At 69.5% G+C, this 14,364-nt stretch carries 13 protein-coding genes; 12 read left to right on the forward strand and 1 reads right to left on the reverse strand.

What is annotated here, in order from left to right; genetic code table 11:
• Positions 1-38: 38 nt before the first annotated feature.
• From atpA to yicI, 12 genes are all read left to right on the forward strand, one after another.
• On the forward strand, positions 39-1,670 hold the full coding sequence (gene atpA, locus K415_RS0114345) for a F0F1 ATP synthase subunit alpha (protein ID WP_024287736.1): 1,632 nt from the start codon (positions 39-41) through the stop codon (positions 1,668-1,670).
• A gap of 2 nt (positions 1,671-1,672) precedes the next feature.
• Positions 1,673-2,566, forward strand: coding sequence for a F0F1 ATP synthase subunit gamma (locus K415_RS0114350; RefSeq protein ID WP_024287737.1), 894 nt, complete (start codon positions 1,673-1,675; stop codon positions 2,564-2,566).
• A 46-nt stretch (positions 2,567-2,612) separates the two neighbouring features.
• A complete protein-coding gene (gene atpD / locus K415_RS0114355; RefSeq protein ID WP_024287738.1) occupies positions 2,613-4,091 on the forward strand; it encodes a F0F1 ATP synthase subunit beta in 1,479 nt (492 codons plus the stop codon).
• An 11-nt stretch (positions 4,092-4,102) separates the two neighbouring features.
• Complete coding sequence (locus K415_RS0114360) at positions 4,103-4,393, forward strand: F0F1 ATP synthase subunit epsilon (protein ID WP_024287739.1); 291 nt, start codon at positions 4,103-4,105, stop codon at positions 4,391-4,393.
• A 13-nt stretch (positions 4,394-4,406) separates the two neighbouring features.
• Positions 4,407-4,832, forward strand: coding sequence for a DUF2550 family protein (locus K415_RS0114365; protein WP_024287740.1), 426 nt, complete (start codon positions 4,407-4,409; stop codon positions 4,830-4,832).
• Positions 4,833-5,528: an endonuclease NucS gene (gene nucS, locus K415_RS0114370; RefSeq protein ID WP_024287741.1), complete on the forward strand. Its 696-nt coding sequence runs from the start codon at positions 4,833-4,835 to the stop codon at positions 5,526-5,528.
• An 86-nt stretch (positions 5,529-5,614) separates the two neighbouring features.
• Entirely contained in the window at positions 5,615-6,334 is a 720-nt protein-coding gene (gene pdxH / locus K415_RS0114375; RefSeq protein WP_024287742.1) for a pyridoxamine 5'-phosphate oxidase, read from the forward strand.
• A 257-nt stretch (positions 6,335-6,591) separates the two neighbouring features.
• Entirely contained in the window at positions 6,592-7,659 is a 1,068-nt protein-coding gene (locus tag K415_RS0114380; RefSeq protein ID WP_024287743.1) for a LacI family DNA-binding transcriptional regulator, read from the forward strand.
• A gap of 10 nt (positions 7,660-7,669) precedes the next feature.
• Positions 7,670-8,998, forward strand: a complete 1,329-nt coding sequence (locus K415_RS0114385; protein WP_024287744.1) for an ABC transporter substrate-binding protein — start codon at positions 7,670-7,672, stop codon at positions 8,996-8,998.
• Positions 8,999-9,074: 76 nt separating this feature from the next.
• On the forward strand, positions 9,075-10,034 hold the full coding sequence (locus K415_RS0114390; protein ID WP_024287745.1) for a carbohydrate ABC transporter permease: 960 nt from the start codon (positions 9,075-9,077) through the stop codon (positions 10,032-10,034).
• Positions 10,034-10,942, forward strand: a complete 909-nt coding sequence (locus K415_RS0114395) for a carbohydrate ABC transporter permease (RefSeq protein ID WP_024287746.1) — start codon at positions 10,034-10,036, stop codon at positions 10,940-10,942. Before K415_RS0114390 ends, K415_RS0114395 begins: the two co-directional genes overlap by 1 nt.
• 34 nt (positions 10,943-10,976) lie before the next feature.
• On the forward strand, positions 10,977-13,274 hold the full coding sequence (yicI, locus tag K415_RS0114400) for an alpha-xylosidase (RefSeq protein WP_024287747.1): 2,298 nt from the start codon (positions 10,977-10,979) through the stop codon (positions 13,272-13,274).
• Here the strand turns inward: yicI and K415_RS0114405 are convergent.
• Positions 13,271-14,293: a LacI family DNA-binding transcriptional regulator gene (locus K415_RS0114405; protein WP_024287748.1), complete on the reverse strand. Its 1,023-nt coding sequence runs from the start codon at positions 14,291-14,293 to the stop codon at positions 13,271-13,273. The two genes, yicI and K415_RS0114405, sit on opposite strands and share 4 nt — an antisense overlap.
• Positions 14,294-14,364: the final 71 nt, after the last annotated feature.

Below are 14,364 nucleotides of genomic sequence, written 5' to 3' on the forward strand. Positions count from 1 at the left end.
ACAGCACCGACCGGTGCTGTCACGACAGGAGAGAGACCATGGCTGAGCTGACGATCAAGCCCGAGGAGATCCGGGCTGCGCTGGACAGCTTCGTGAAGTCCTACGAACCGCACGGCGCGATCCGTGAGGAGGTCGGGCGGGTCACGCTGGCCGGCGACGGCATCGCGCAGGTCGAGGGCCTTCCGGGGGCGATGGCCAACGAGCTGCTCGAGTTCGAGGACGGCACCCTCGGCCTGGCGCTGAACCTCGACGTCCGCGAGATCGGCGTCGTCGTGCTCGGCGAGTTCCGGGGCATCGAGGAGGGCCAGGTCGTCCGACGGACCGGCGAGGTCCTCTCGGTGCCGGTCGGCGACGGGTACCTGGGTCGCGTCGTCGACGCGCTGGGCACCCCGATCGACGGGCTGGGCCCGGTCGCGACCGAGATGCGCCGCGCACTGGAGCTCCAGGCTCCCGGCGTGATGGCCCGCAAGTCGGTGCACGAGCCGCTGCAGACCGGCCTCAAGGCGATCGACGCGATGATCCCGATCGGCCGCGGCCAGCGTCAGCTGATCATCGGCGACCGGCAGACCGGCAAGACCGCGATCGCGATCGACACGATCATCAACCAGCGGTCCAACTGGGAGACCGGCGACCCGAAGAAGCAGGTCCGCTGCATCTACGTCGCGATCGGCCAGAAGGGTTCGACGATCGCCGCGGTCCGTGGCGCACTCGAGGAGGCCGGAGCGCTCGCCTACACGACGATCGTCGCGGCGCCCGCGTCGGACTCGGCCGGGTTCAAGTACATCGCGCCGTACACCGGATCGGCGATCGGCCAGCACTGGATGTACGAGGGCAAGCACGTCCTGATCGTCTTCGACGACCTGTCGAAGCAGGCCGAGGCCTACCGTGCCGTCTCGCTGCTGCTGCGGCGTCCGCCGGGCCGCGAGGCGTACCCCGGCGACGTCTTCTACCTGCACTCCCGCCTGCTCGAGCGTTGCGCCAAGCTGAACGACGAGCTCGGCGGCGGCTCGATGACCGGTCTGCCGATGATCGAGACGAAGGCCAACGACGTCTCCGCGTACATCCCGACCAACGTCATCTCGATCACCGACGGCCAGATCTTCCTGCAGTCCGACCTCTTCAACGCCGACCAGCGGCCGGCCGTCGACGTCGGCATCTCGGTCTCGCGGGTCGGCGGCGCAGCCCAGGTGAAGGCGATGAAGAAGGTCTCCGGGACGCTCAAGATCGACCTCGCCCAGTACCGGTCGCTCGAGGCGTTCGCGATGTTCGCCTCGGACCTCGACGCGGCGTCGCGCCAGCAGCTGACCCGGGGTGCGCGCCTGATGGAGCTGCTCAAGCAGCCCCAGTACTCGCCGTACCCGGTCGAGGACCAGGTCGCCTCGATCTGGGCCGGCACGAAGGGCAAGCTGGACAAGGTCGCCCTGGCCGACGTCCGGCGCTTCGAGGCCGAGATGCTCGAGCACCTGCGCCGCACCTCGACGGTCCTGACGACCATCGCCGAGACCGGCCTGCTGTCGGACGAGGTCGAGGTGGCCCTCGGGCAGGCCGTCGACGAGTTCGCCGCGCGGTTCATCGCGGGTCGTGACGTCCCGGTCGCCGAGCTGAGCGTCGAGGTCGACGATGCTGCCGATGTCGAGCAGGAGCAGATCGTCAAGCAGAAGCGGGGCTGAGCGTGGCGGGTCAGCAACGCGTCTACCGGGAGCGGATCCGGTCGACCCAGTCGTTGAAGAAGATCTTCCGCGCGATGGAGCTCATCGCTGCCTCGCGCATCGGCAAGGCACGCGAGCGGGTCACTGCGGCGGCGCCGTACGCCCGCGCCATCACGCGCGCCGTGTCGGCTGTCGCGACCCACGCCGGCGTCGAGCACCCGCTGACGACGGAGCGACCGGAGAAGGGCCGCGTCGCGGTGCTCCTGGTGACCTCCGACCGCGGGATGGCAGGCGCGTACTCGGCCTCCGTGCTCCGCGAGGGTGAGCGGCGGCTGCAGCTCCTGGCCGACGAGGGCAAGGAGGTCTCGCTGTACCTGACCGGTCGGCGTGGGGTGTCCTTCTACTCGTTCCGCAACCGCCCGGTCACCAGGTCCTGGACCGGCTCGTCGGACTCGCCGACCGCCGAGCTCGCCCACGAGATCGCCGACACCCTGCTCGAGGCCTTCATGGCCGCCGACGAGGAGGGCGGGGTCGGCGAGCTGCACATCGTCTACACGCAGTTCGTCAACATGGTCACCCAGACCCCGCGCGTGATCAGGATGCTCCCGCTCGAGGTCGTCGAGGGCGTCGCCGACCCGGGCGAGGAGGCGTTGCCGCTCTACGAGTTCGAGCCCTCGGCCGAGGTCGTCCTCGATGCGCTCCTGCCGCGGTACGTCCAGAGCAGGATCCACAGCTGCCTGCTCCAGGCGGCTGCGTCCGAGCTCGCCGCGCGCCAGCGCGCCATGCACACGGCGACCGAGAACGCCGAGGAGCTCATCCGCACGTACACCCGGTTGGCCAACCAGGCCCGCCAGTCCGAGATCACCCAGGAGATCAGCGAGATCGTGTCCGGCGCCGACGCGCTGTCCGCCTCGTGAGACCTGCACCGAGCACTGCACTGACGCACAACACCACGGAGAGACCATGACTGCCACCAGCACCGACGCCGCGGCCACGAGCAAGGACCGCGCGGGTTCGGGCCGCGTCGCCCGGGTGATCGGCCCGGTCGTCGACATCGAGTTCCCGACCGACGCGATCCCCGAGATCTACAACCTGCTCGAGGTCAACATCGATCTCTCGGCGCAGGGTGAGGACGAGGCCAGCTTCACGCTGCGTCTGGAGGTCGCCCAGCACCTCGGCGACTCGATGGTCCGCGCGATCGCCCTCAAGCCGACCGACGGCCTGGTGCGTGGTTCGGTCGTGCGTGACACCGGCGCGCCGATCAGCGTACCGGTCGGCGACATCACCAAGGGCCACGTCTTCGACGTGACCGGTGAGGTGCTCAACCTCAAGCCGGGCGAGAAGCTCGAGATCACCGAGCGCTGGCCGATCCACCGCAAGCCGCCGGCCTTCGACCAGCTCGAGTCCAAGACCACGATGTTCGAGACCGGCATCAAGGTCATCGACCTGCTGACCCCGTACGTCCAGGGTGGCAAGATCGGCCTGTTCGGCGGGGCCGGCGTCGGCAAGACGGTCCTGATCCAGGAGATGATCTACCGCGTGGCGAACAACCACAGCGGTGTCTCGGTCTTCGCCGGGGTGGGCGAGCGCACGCGTGAGGGCAACGACCTGATCGAGGAGATGACCGAGTCCGGCGTCATCAAGCAGACCGCACTGGTCTTCGGTCAGATGGACGAGCCGCCGGGCACGCGCCTGCGGGTCGCGCTCTCGGCGCTGACGATGGCGGAGTACTTCCGCGACGTGCAGAAGCAGGACGTCCTGCTGTTCATCGACAACATCTTCCGGTTCACGCAGGCCGGCTCGGAGGTCTCGACGCTGCTCGGCCGGATGCCGTCCGCCGTCGGCTACCAGCCGAACCTCGCCGACGAGATGGGTCAGCTGCAGGAGCGCATCACCTCGACCCGCGGGCACTCGATCACGTCGCTGCAGGCCATCTACGTCCCGGCCGACGACTACACCGACCCGGCGCCGGCCACGACGTTCGCCCACCTGGACGCCACCACGGAGCTCTCCCGCGAGATCGCGTCGCGTGGGCTGTACCCGGCGGTCGACCCGCTGGCCTCGACCTCGCGCATCCTGGACCGGCGGTACGTCGGTGAGGACCACTACAACGCGGCGGTGCGGGTCAAGCAGATCCTGCAGCGCAACAAGGAGCTGCAGGACATCATCGCGATCCTCGGCGTCGACGAGCTGTCCGAGGAGGACAAGATCGTCGTCTCGCGGGCGCGTCGCATCCAGCAGTTCCTGTCCCAGAACACGTACATGGCCGAGCAGTTCACCGGAGTCCCGGGTTCTACCGTCCCGATGACCGAGACGATCGAGGCGTTCACCAGGATCGCCGACGGCGACTTCGACCACATCGCCGAGCAGGCGTTCTTCAACATCGGTGGCCTCGAGGACCTCGAGCGCAACTGGGCCCGCATCCAGTCCGAGATCAGCTGAGGAGCTCACCTGTGGCACATCTCGAGGTCGATCTCGTCGCGGCGGACCGCAGGGTCTGGGCGGGCGAGGCCACGGCCGTCAGCGCGCCCGCGGCCGACGGCGAGATCGGCATCCTGCCCGGTCATGCCCCGGTCCTGACGCTGCTCCGTCCGGGGACCGTCCGGATCACGGCGGTCGGTGGCGAGCATCGCGCCGTGCGGGTCGACTCCGGGTTCCTCTCGGTCGACAGCAACCAGGTCACCCTGGTGGTGCACCGTGCGGAGGTCGCCGACGACGTCGTGACCCCGACTGCCGGGTACTGAGAACGTCACGACCGTGGAGCTGCTCGCGGTGTCGCTGGGGATCGGCGCACTGCTGCTCGCCGTCGTACTGGTCGTGATCCTGTTCGTCTCCCGCCAGCGGACCCTGTCCCTCCGGGTCGGGGCGTTCACCTGCCTCGTCCGCGCCGACCCGGCGTCGGATGCGACGTGGACCGCCGGGACGGCCCAGTACGGCGTCGACCAGCTCGTGTGGTGGCGGACGCTGTCGTTGTCCCCCCGGCCGGCCCGCTGCTGGTCGCGCAGCCGGCTCACCCTGCTCGAGCGCGAGCCGCTCGACGAGACGGACGACGCCGGCCGACCGATGCTGCGCGTCCACTGCCGCCATGACCAGGAGGTGTTCGAGCTGAGGATGTCCGTGCCGGCCTTCGCCGGGCTCGTCTCGTGGCTCGAGGCAGCGCCGCGCAGCGGGCGGGTGGTCTGAGTGCGCCTCGTCGTCGCGCGCTGTGCGGCCCGCTACACCGGCCGGTTGTCGGCCCATCTGCCGCTCGCCACCCGGCTGCTGGTCGTCAAGGCCGACGGGAGCGTGCTGCTGCACTCCGACGGCGGTTCGTACAAGCCGCTGAACTGGATGAGCCCGCCGTGCACGCTCGCGGTGCAGGAACCCGACGACGACTCCGCCGCGCGTGGTGTCCGGGTCGTCTGGTGCGTCCAGCACGCGAAGTCCGACGACCGCCTCGAGATCGAGCTGCACGAGATCCTGCACGACTCGGCCCACGAGCTGGGCGTCGACCCCGGTCTGGTCAAGGACGGTGTCGAGGCCCACCTGCAGGTGCTCCTGGCCGAGCAGATCGAGCTGCTCGGCGCCGGGCACCTGCTGGTGCGGCGGGAGTACCCCACAGCCATCGGCCCGGTGGACATCCTTGCGCGGGACGCCTCCGGCGGGACGGTCGCGGTCGAGATCAAGCGCCGGGGTGACATCGACGGCGTCGAGCAGCTGACCCGCTACCTCGAGCTGCTCAACCGTGACCCGCACCTGACACCCGTGCGTGGGGTCTTCGCGGCGCAGGAGATCAAGCCGCAGGCGCGGGTGCTCGCTCTCGACCGGGGCATCGCCTGCATGGTCCTGGACTACGACGCGATGCGTGGCGTCGACGACGTCGGCTCCCGCCTGTTCTGACACGGTCGTGATCCGCCTGCCGACCGGCCTGCCTGCCGACCGGCCTGCCGGCCGACGGATCGGGCCCGACGGGGGAGGATCACAGGGTGGGAACCGCCGATGAGACAGTGCCTGCCGATCCCGCCCGCGGCCTGCCGACCGCCGACGAGGTCACGGCCCAGCGACGAGCCCGTCTGGCGGCTCTGCGGCGCAGCTATGCGCGCGCGACGCTGCGGGAGGTGGATCTCGCGGCGGAGCCGATCGCCCAGTTCCAGCGCTGGTTCGAGGACGCCGTCGCGGGGGGGCTGACCGAGCCGAACGCGATGGTGCTGGCGACCGCGGCGGCCGACGGCACGCCATCGGCCCGGACCGTGCTGCTCAAGGGCGTCGACCAGCGTGGCTTCGTCCTGTTCACCAACCACGGCTCCCGCAAGGGCCGGGAGATGCTGGCGAACCCGCGTGCCTCGCTCGTCTTCCCGTGGTTCGAGATCGACCGGCAGGTCGTCGTGGTCGGTGACGTCGAGCCGGTCGACCGCGAGGCCAGCGCCGCCTACTTCGGCAGCCGCCCGCACGACTCGCGGATCGGCGCCTGGGCCAGTCCCCAGTCCACGGTCCTGCCGGACCGGGCCACGCTCGACCAGCGGTTCGCCGAGCTGACCCTGCGCTGGCCGGAGGGCACCGACGTCCCGCTGCCCGACCACTGGGGCGGCTTCCGCGTCGTGCCGGTGACAGTGGAGTTCTGGCAGGGCCGCACCTCCCGGCTGCACGACCGTCTGCGGTACCGCCGGGACGCCGGTGGCTGGGTCGTGGAGCGCCTCGCGCCGTGACGGCTCACGGGCCCGGCTGAGGCCCGTCCGCGTCCGATCGACACCAGTTCCGCGTCCGATCGATACCACTTCGTGATGTGGGCACCTTGACCGTATCGATGCGTTTGTCGCATACTCGCCATGCGTCGAAGCGCTTCGACGAAGCGCTTCGACGGCGATGAGGCCGCGCGGACCGCGTCACACCGAGGCTGCCCGACCCGAACGCCCGACCCGAACGCCCGAACGCCCGAACGCCCGACCGTCGACGGAGACCGGACATGGCAACGATGCACGACGTCGCGCAGCTCGCGAACGTCTCGTTGAGCACCGTCTCCTATGCCCTGAGCGGGTCACGGCCGGTCTCCCAGGCGACCAAGGCGCGTGTCCGTGCGGCGATGACCGAGCTCGGCTACCGGCCGAACGCGCTGGCGCGAGGGTTGGCGAGCCGCCGCAGCCGCACCCTGGCGCTGATCTTCCCGGCGATGGAGAGCGGGATCGGCGGCACGGTCGCCGAGTTCGTCAGGAGTGCTGCGAGCACGGCGCACCTGCATGGCTACCACCTCGTCCTGTGGCCGTTCGGTGCGGACCAGCCTGAGGAGATCCGTGACCTCGTGCACCAGGGGATGGCTGACGGCGTGCTCCTGATGGAGGTCTGCCTCGCCGACGCCCGGGTCGACGCCCTGCATGCCGCCGGGCTGCCCTTCACCATGATCGGCCGCACCGAGGACGTGGTGGGGCTGACCTACGTGGACATCGACTTCGACCGGACCACCGAGGATGCCGTCGCGCACCTCGCGGAGCTCGGGCACCGGCACATCGGATTCCTCAACCACTCCGCGCAGAGCCACGCGGCGGGGTACGGGCCGACCCTGCGGGCGGAACAGGGGTTCCGAGCCGCGATGGAGCGTCGCGGGCTGACGGCGTGCACGGTGCTCTCGCACGAGAGCCCGGGCGCGGGCCGTTCGGCGATGGCCGACCTGCTCGATCGTGACCCGGCGATGACGGCAGTGGTGACGATGAACGAGATGGCCACCTTCGGTGCCACCGTCGAGCTCCAGAGCCGCGGGCTGCGGATCCCGGACGACTTCTCGGTGCTCTCGATCGTGACCTCACCGGGCGTCGGCCAGATGAGCAACCCGCCGTTGACCACCATGCACGCACCCGGCGCGGAGCTCGGTCGACTCGGCGTCGAGGCGCTGCTCGGCCTCATCGAGGCGGCCGGTCCTGCACCGATGGACCCCGTCCTGCTCGGCTGCCCGCTTGAGCCGGGCGGGAGCACGGCCATGGCGCCGCGACGCCCCACGGACCAGAACGATCATCCAGCACCCGGCACGACCACTCAATGAGGAGAAGAACATGACTCGACGCAGGCACGGCCGGCTGGTCGCCGGCCTCCTGGTGCTCCCGCTCGCGCTTGCCGCGTGCAGCGGTGGCACCGACGACACCGACGGCGGTGACGAGGGCACTGGCGGTGAGACCGCCGCGACGGAGGGCGGCACCCTCAAGCTCTGGCACTACGAGAGCGCTGACGGTGCGATGGGCATCGCCTGGGACGAGGCGATCAAGGTCTTCGAGGAGGAGACGGGAGCGACGGTCGAGTTCGAGCGGAAGGCGTTCGAGCAGATCCAGCAGACCGCAGGCATGGTCCTGAGCTCCGACGAGGGCCCGGACATCATGGAGTACAACAAGGGCAACGCGACAGCGGGCCTGCTGTCCTCCCAGGGCCTGCTGACGGATCTCACCGACGTCGCCGAGGAGCGTGGGTGGACCGACATGCTGCCGGAGAGCATCCAGACCACCGCCCGGTACGAGAACGGCGTGATGGGTTCCGGGCCCTGGTTCGGTGTCCCCAACTACGGCGAGTTCGTCACCGTCTACTACAACAAGGCGATGTTCGAGGAGTACGGCGTCGAGGTGCCGACGACTCTCACGGAGATGGAGGACGTCATGGACACCTTCGTCGCCGCCGGCGTCGTCCCGCTCGGCATGGCCGGAGCGGAGTACCCCGCGGGCCAGCTGTTCTACGAGCTCGCGCTGAGCAAGGCCGACCGCGACTTCGTCTCGGCGTACCAGACGTACACCGACGACGTGGACTTCCAGGCCGACCCGCTCAAGTACGGCGCCGAGACCTTCGACGCCTGGGTCAAGGCCGGCTACGTCGCGCAGGACTCGGCGAGCATCAAGGCCGAGGACATGGGTGTGGCGTTCATCAACGGCACGACACCGATGATCGTCTCCGGGTCGTGGTGGTACGGCCGGTTCGTCTCGGAGATCACGGGCTTCGACTGGGGGATCTTCAACTTCCCCGGTAACACCCTCAACGCAGGGTCGAGCGGCAACATCTGGGTCGTGCCGGAGAACTCGGCGAACAAGGAGCTCGCCTACGAGTTCATCGACATCACGATGCGCCCGGAGATCCAGGCCCTGCTGGGCAACAACGGTGGCCTCCCGCTCAACGCCGACCCGGCAGACCTCACCGACCCGAAGAGCCAGGAGCTCATCACGGCCTTCAACGAGGTGCTCGACAACGACGGGCTCGCGTTCTACCCGGACTGGCCGGTTCCCGGCTACTACGACGTGCTGGTCGCGGCCTTCCAGTCCCTGATCAACCAGAGCAAGACCCCGGAAGAGGTGCTGACCGAGATCGGCACCGCCTACGACGACGGCGTCGCGAACATCGGCTGACACCGCCGGCGGATCCGGCCGCAGCCTGCGGCCGGATCCGCCGGACGGCCGGTGACCACCTGCGACAGGGAGACCCATGACCACCGTGACCCATCCGCCCGCCAGGGCGACGACGACACCGACCAGGCGCCGCGCGCGGCCCCGGTCCGGGCAGGGGACCTACTGGCTGTACCTCGTCCCGGGCGCCGTGCTGTTCATCGGCGTGATCGTCGTGCCGTTCTTCATGAACCTGTACTACTCGATGACCCGCTGGCCCGGGATCGGGGAGCCCCGGTGGATCGGCTTCGACAACTACACGCGGCTCTTCGCCGACGACACGTTCTGGCTCTCCTTCCGCAACTCCGTGGCGATGATCGTCGCGATGGTGGTCGTACCGACGCTCGTCGGTCTGCTGCTGGCCGCGGTGCTCTTCGACTATCTGGGCAAGCGGTTCGACGGGCGGGTGGCCAGTGGCCTGCGCGCGACGTACTACCTGCCGCAGATCCTGCCGGTGGCCGTCGCAGGCATCCTGTGGGGCTGGGTCCTCAACCCGCAGACCGGGGCTCTGAACGTGATCCTGAGGAACCTCGGGCTCGAGTCGTGGGCCCTGAACTGGCTCGGTGACACCGGCACGGCGCTGCCCACCGTGATGCTGGTGATGATCTGGGTGCAGGTCGGCTATCCCGTCGTCATCTTCATGGCGGCCCTGCAGCGCGTCGACCCCGAGCTCTACGAGGCCGCCGAGCTCGACGGTGCGGGCTGGTTCCGACGGTTCCGGGCGATCACGCTGCCGCAGATCAAGCCGGAGACCTTCGTCGTGACGCTCACCTGCACGATCGCCGCTCTCAAGGTGTTCGGCCCGATCTACGTGCTGACCAAGGGCGGTCCGGAGAACAGCACCAACGTGCCGTCGTACTTCGCGTACCAGAACTTCTTCCCGAAGTCGCAGGTCGGCTACGGCGCAGCGATCGCGATGGTGCTGACCGTCATCGTGATCATCGTCTCGATCATCTTCATGCGGGTCCAGGCAGCCAGCGAGCGCAAGGAGGGCATCTGATGAGCACCGACCTTGCTGTCGCCGATCGCGTCGGCCCGGCTCGCGGTGGCCGGACGGGCGGGGCGACGGCCCCGCACGAGCGGCTGCGCCGCGGCCCGGGACGCTGGCTCGTGCTCACCGCGGCGGTGCTGCTCGCCGTCGCGATGATGGTGCCGTTCGCGATCATGCTGCTCAACGCGTTCAAGTCACCGACCGACTACTCGACCAACGGCCCGCTCAGCCTGCCGACGAGCCTGTACACCGACGGCCTGGTGAACTTCTGGAACCGCGTCGACTACCCGGGCAAGCTCGTGAACTCGATCGTGATCAGCGGTTCCGTCGCGTTCCTCGCCACTGTCGTCTCGTTGCTCAACGCCTATGCGCTGGGCATCGGGCGGATCAAGGGCCGGCTGTGGATCGTCATGCTCTTCCTGCTCGCGAACATGCTGCCGCAGGAGGCGTTGATCTACCCGCTGTACTACCTGGCCAAGCAGACCGGCCTCTACAACACCCAGCTGTCCGTGATCATCATCTTCACCGTCATCCAGAGCGCATTCGGGACCTACCTGCTCGCGTCGGTGTTCTCCACCTTCCCGCCGTCCGTCCTGGAGGCGGCCGCGCTCGACGGGGCGAGCAGGTGGCAGGTGCTCTGGCGGGTGGTCTTCCCGATCTCGCGCCCGACCCTCGCCGTCCTGGTGATCTTCTTCTTCATCTGGACCTGGAACGAGTTCTTCATCCCGTTGGTGATGCTCATCGACAACGCCACGCAGACGATCCCGGTCGCGATCGCCTCGCTCCAGGGCGACCGTCTGATGGATGCCCCGACGATCAACGCGGGGTCCCTGATCAGCCTGCTGCCCGCGGTGATCTTCTTCCTGATCTTCCAGCGCACGCTCACCCGCGGGATCACCGCCGGTGCCGTGAAGTGAGCCGGCCCACCGAGATGTCTGAGAGCAGCAACCGATGAAGTTCAGCGACGGGTACTGGATGGTTCGCGAGGGCATGCACCCGATGCACCCCGCGGAGGCGTACGACATCTGGTCGACCGACGACGCGATGACCGTCTACGCGCCGACGGCGCCGATCGCGGTGCGCGGGGACACGCTCAACCGGCCGGTCATCACCGTGACCTACAGCTCGCCGATGCCCGACGTGATCCGGGTGCGGATCGAGCACCACCAGGGCGCCCTGGAGCCGGGTCCGTCGTTCGCGCTGCACGGCGCCGAGCGGATCCCGGTCCAGGTCGTCCTCGATGATGCGACGGGGGTCCTGACCTCGGGCGGTCTGTCCGTGCGGGTGCATCGCGGCCCGCAGTGGCGGGTGGACTTCGTCGCGGACGGCCGGGTCCTGACCTCGAGCCTGCACAAGGGCATCGGGGTCGTCGACGCCGACGACGGTGCGCACTACGTCCACGAGCAGCTGAGTCTCGGGGTGGGGGAATACGTCTACGGCCTCGGCGAGCGCTTCGGTGCGTTCGTCAAGAACGGCCAGACCGTCGACGTCTGGAACGCCGACGGCGGCACGTCGAGCGAGCAGGCCTACAAGAACGTGCCGTTCTACCTGACCACCGGCGGCTACGGCGTCTTCGTCAACCAGCCCGAGCTGGTGTCCTTCGAGGTGGGGTCGGAGATCACCTCGCGGACGCAGTTCAGCGTGCAGGGCCAGGCGCTGGAGTACTTCGTCATCCACGGGCCGGAGCCGAAGGAGATCCTGCGGCGGTACACCGCACTGACCGGTCGCCCGGCGGCGGTGCCGCGCTGGTCGCACGGGCTGTGGATGTCGACCTCGTTCACCACGGACTACGACGAGAAGACGGTCAACGAGTTCGTCCAGGGCATGGCGGACCGCGAGGTCCCCTTGAGCGTCGTGCACTTCGACTGCTTCTGGATGCGTGAGCTCAACTGGTGCGACTTCGAGTGGGACCCGCGCACGTTCCCCGACCCGGAGGGCATGCTCGCCCGGCTCAAGGAGCGCGGGCTCAAGGTGTGCCTGTGGATCAACCCGTACGTCGCCCAGCGGTCCCCGCTCTTCGCCGAGGGCGCGGCCAAGGGCTATCTCGTCCGGCGGCCCGACGGGTCGGTGTGGCAGTGGGACCGGTGGCAGGCCGGCATGGGTGTCGTCGACTTCACCAACCCCGAGGCGACGGCGTGGTTCGTCGGCCATCTCGACCGGTTGCTCGCGATGGGTGTCGACGCCTTCAAGACCGACTTCGGTGAGCGCATCCCGACCGACGTCGTGTGGCACGACGGCTCGGACCCCGAGCGCATGCACAACTACTACGCCCACCTCTACAACAAGGCGGTCTTCGACCTGCTGACCGAGCGGCGGGGGCCGGGCGAGGCGGTCGTGTTCGCGCGGTCGGCCACGGCCGGCGGTCAGCAGTTCCCGGTGCACTGGGGCGGCGACTGCTGGTCGACCTACGAGGCGATGGCCGAGTCGCTGCGTGGCGGGCTGTCCCTGTCGATGTCCGGCTTCGGCTACTGGAGCCACGACATCGGCGGCTTCGAGGGCACCCCGGACCCGTCCGTCTTCAAGCGGTGGACGGCGTTCGGCCTGCTCTCCTCGCACTCGCGGCTGCACGGCTCGGACTCCTACCGGGTGCCCTGGGCCTTCGACGACGAGGCCGTCGAGATCACGCGCCGGTTCACCCGGCTCAAGCTCACGCTGATGCCCTACCTCGCGCGGATCGCGGACGAGGCCCACACCGACGGTCTGCCGATGATGCGACCGATGGTGCTGGAGTTCCCGCACGACCGTGGGGCGGCGACCGTGGACACCCAGTACATGTTGGGCGACTCGCTGCTCGTCGCCCCGGTGTTCAGTGCCGACGGCACCGTCGAGTACTACGTGCCCGAGGGGACGTGGACGCATCTGGAGACGGGCGCCCAGGTGAGCGGTCCGCGGTGGATCCGTGAGCAGCATGCGCTCGACTCCCTGCCGCTCATGGTCCGGCCGGGCACCGTGGTCGCCATCGGCGCGCGTGACGACGTTCCCGACTACGACTACGCCGACGGCGTCCTGCTGCGCGTCGTCGAGCCGGCGGACGGCGTGCTGACCGAGGTGGTTGTCCCACGCGGCGGTGCCTGCGCCGATCAGTCCGCTGCCCGCTTCACCGTCCAGCGATCGGGCGGTGGCGTGCGCGTGACGGCGCAGGGGGCGCCGGGGACCTGGGGGGTCGCGGTCGTGCTCGCCGGTCGCCCCTGGCCCGCGACCTGGGCCGCGTCGGGGCAGCAGGACCTGGCGGTGGTCGCGCCCGACTAGGTGCGGGGCAGGGCCGTGCTGTCCCGAGGTGCTGTGCTGTCCCGATCGGTGACCTGCGGCGCGAACAGCCTCGTCTGCACGGCCCCGGAGCCGGCGAGCCGCTCCATGACCATGTCCACCGCGGCTGCGCCGATCTGCTGTGCGGGGATGTCGATCGAGGTCAGTGCGACGGACTGGCTGAGCGCCACGTCCGCGGGACACACCGCGAGCAGGGAGACGTCGTCGGGGATCCTCCGCCCGGCGGTCCGCAGCGCGCTGACGACCGTGGGCAGCGCCGACTCGTTGTGCACGACGACGGCTGTCACGTCCGGCATGTGCTCGAGAACGGCGGCGACGGCCCGCCTGGCACCGGCGCTGGTGCTCTCGCACGGCTCGACGAGGACCTCGACGTCGTCCACCAGCGCCTGGGCGCGATAGCCGCGCAGCATGCGGTCCGCGTAGGACGTGTGTCGATCGAGCACGGACGGCGGCGGCCCGATGAGCGCGATCCGGCGGTGGCCCAGCGCCGTGAGGTGGCTCAGTGCGAGGCGCCCGACCTCCTCGAAGTCGAGGTCCACGCAGCTCAGGGGCTGGGTGTGCCCCGGCAGGCCGATCAGGACCGCCGGCTGGCGCAGCCCGACGAGCGTGGGGATGCGCGCGTCCTGCGCCTCGACGTCCATCACGATGACGGCGTCCACCATCGAGCCGTTCGAGACGCGCTCGATGCCGACGACGTCGTCCTGGGTCAGCAGGAGCACGTCGTGCTCGAACTCGCGCGCCCTGGTCACCACTCCGGTGACGAACTGCATGATGACGTTGACGTCGACGCCGACCCGCAGGGGTGCCATCAGCGCGATCACGTTCGTCCGGCTCGAGGCCAGCGCACGCGCGCCGGCGTGCGGCCGGTAGCCGAGCTGGGCGATCGCCCGCTTGACCCGTTCCCGCGTCGGGCCGCTGATCGAGCGCTTGCCCGAGAGCACGTAGGAGACGGTCGAGGCGGAGACCCCGGCAGCGCGGGCGACGTCGTCGATCGTCGGCATCCGGCGCTCTGCACGGACGTCGCCCGGGGGTGGTGTGCTCATCGTCGCGCCGCCGGGCCGCCCGCGTGCAC

This window comes from Cellulomonas sp. KRMCY2, from assembly GCF_000526515.1.
Lineage (GTDB): Bacteria > Actinomycetota > Actinomycetes > Actinomycetales > Cellulomonadaceae > Actinotalea.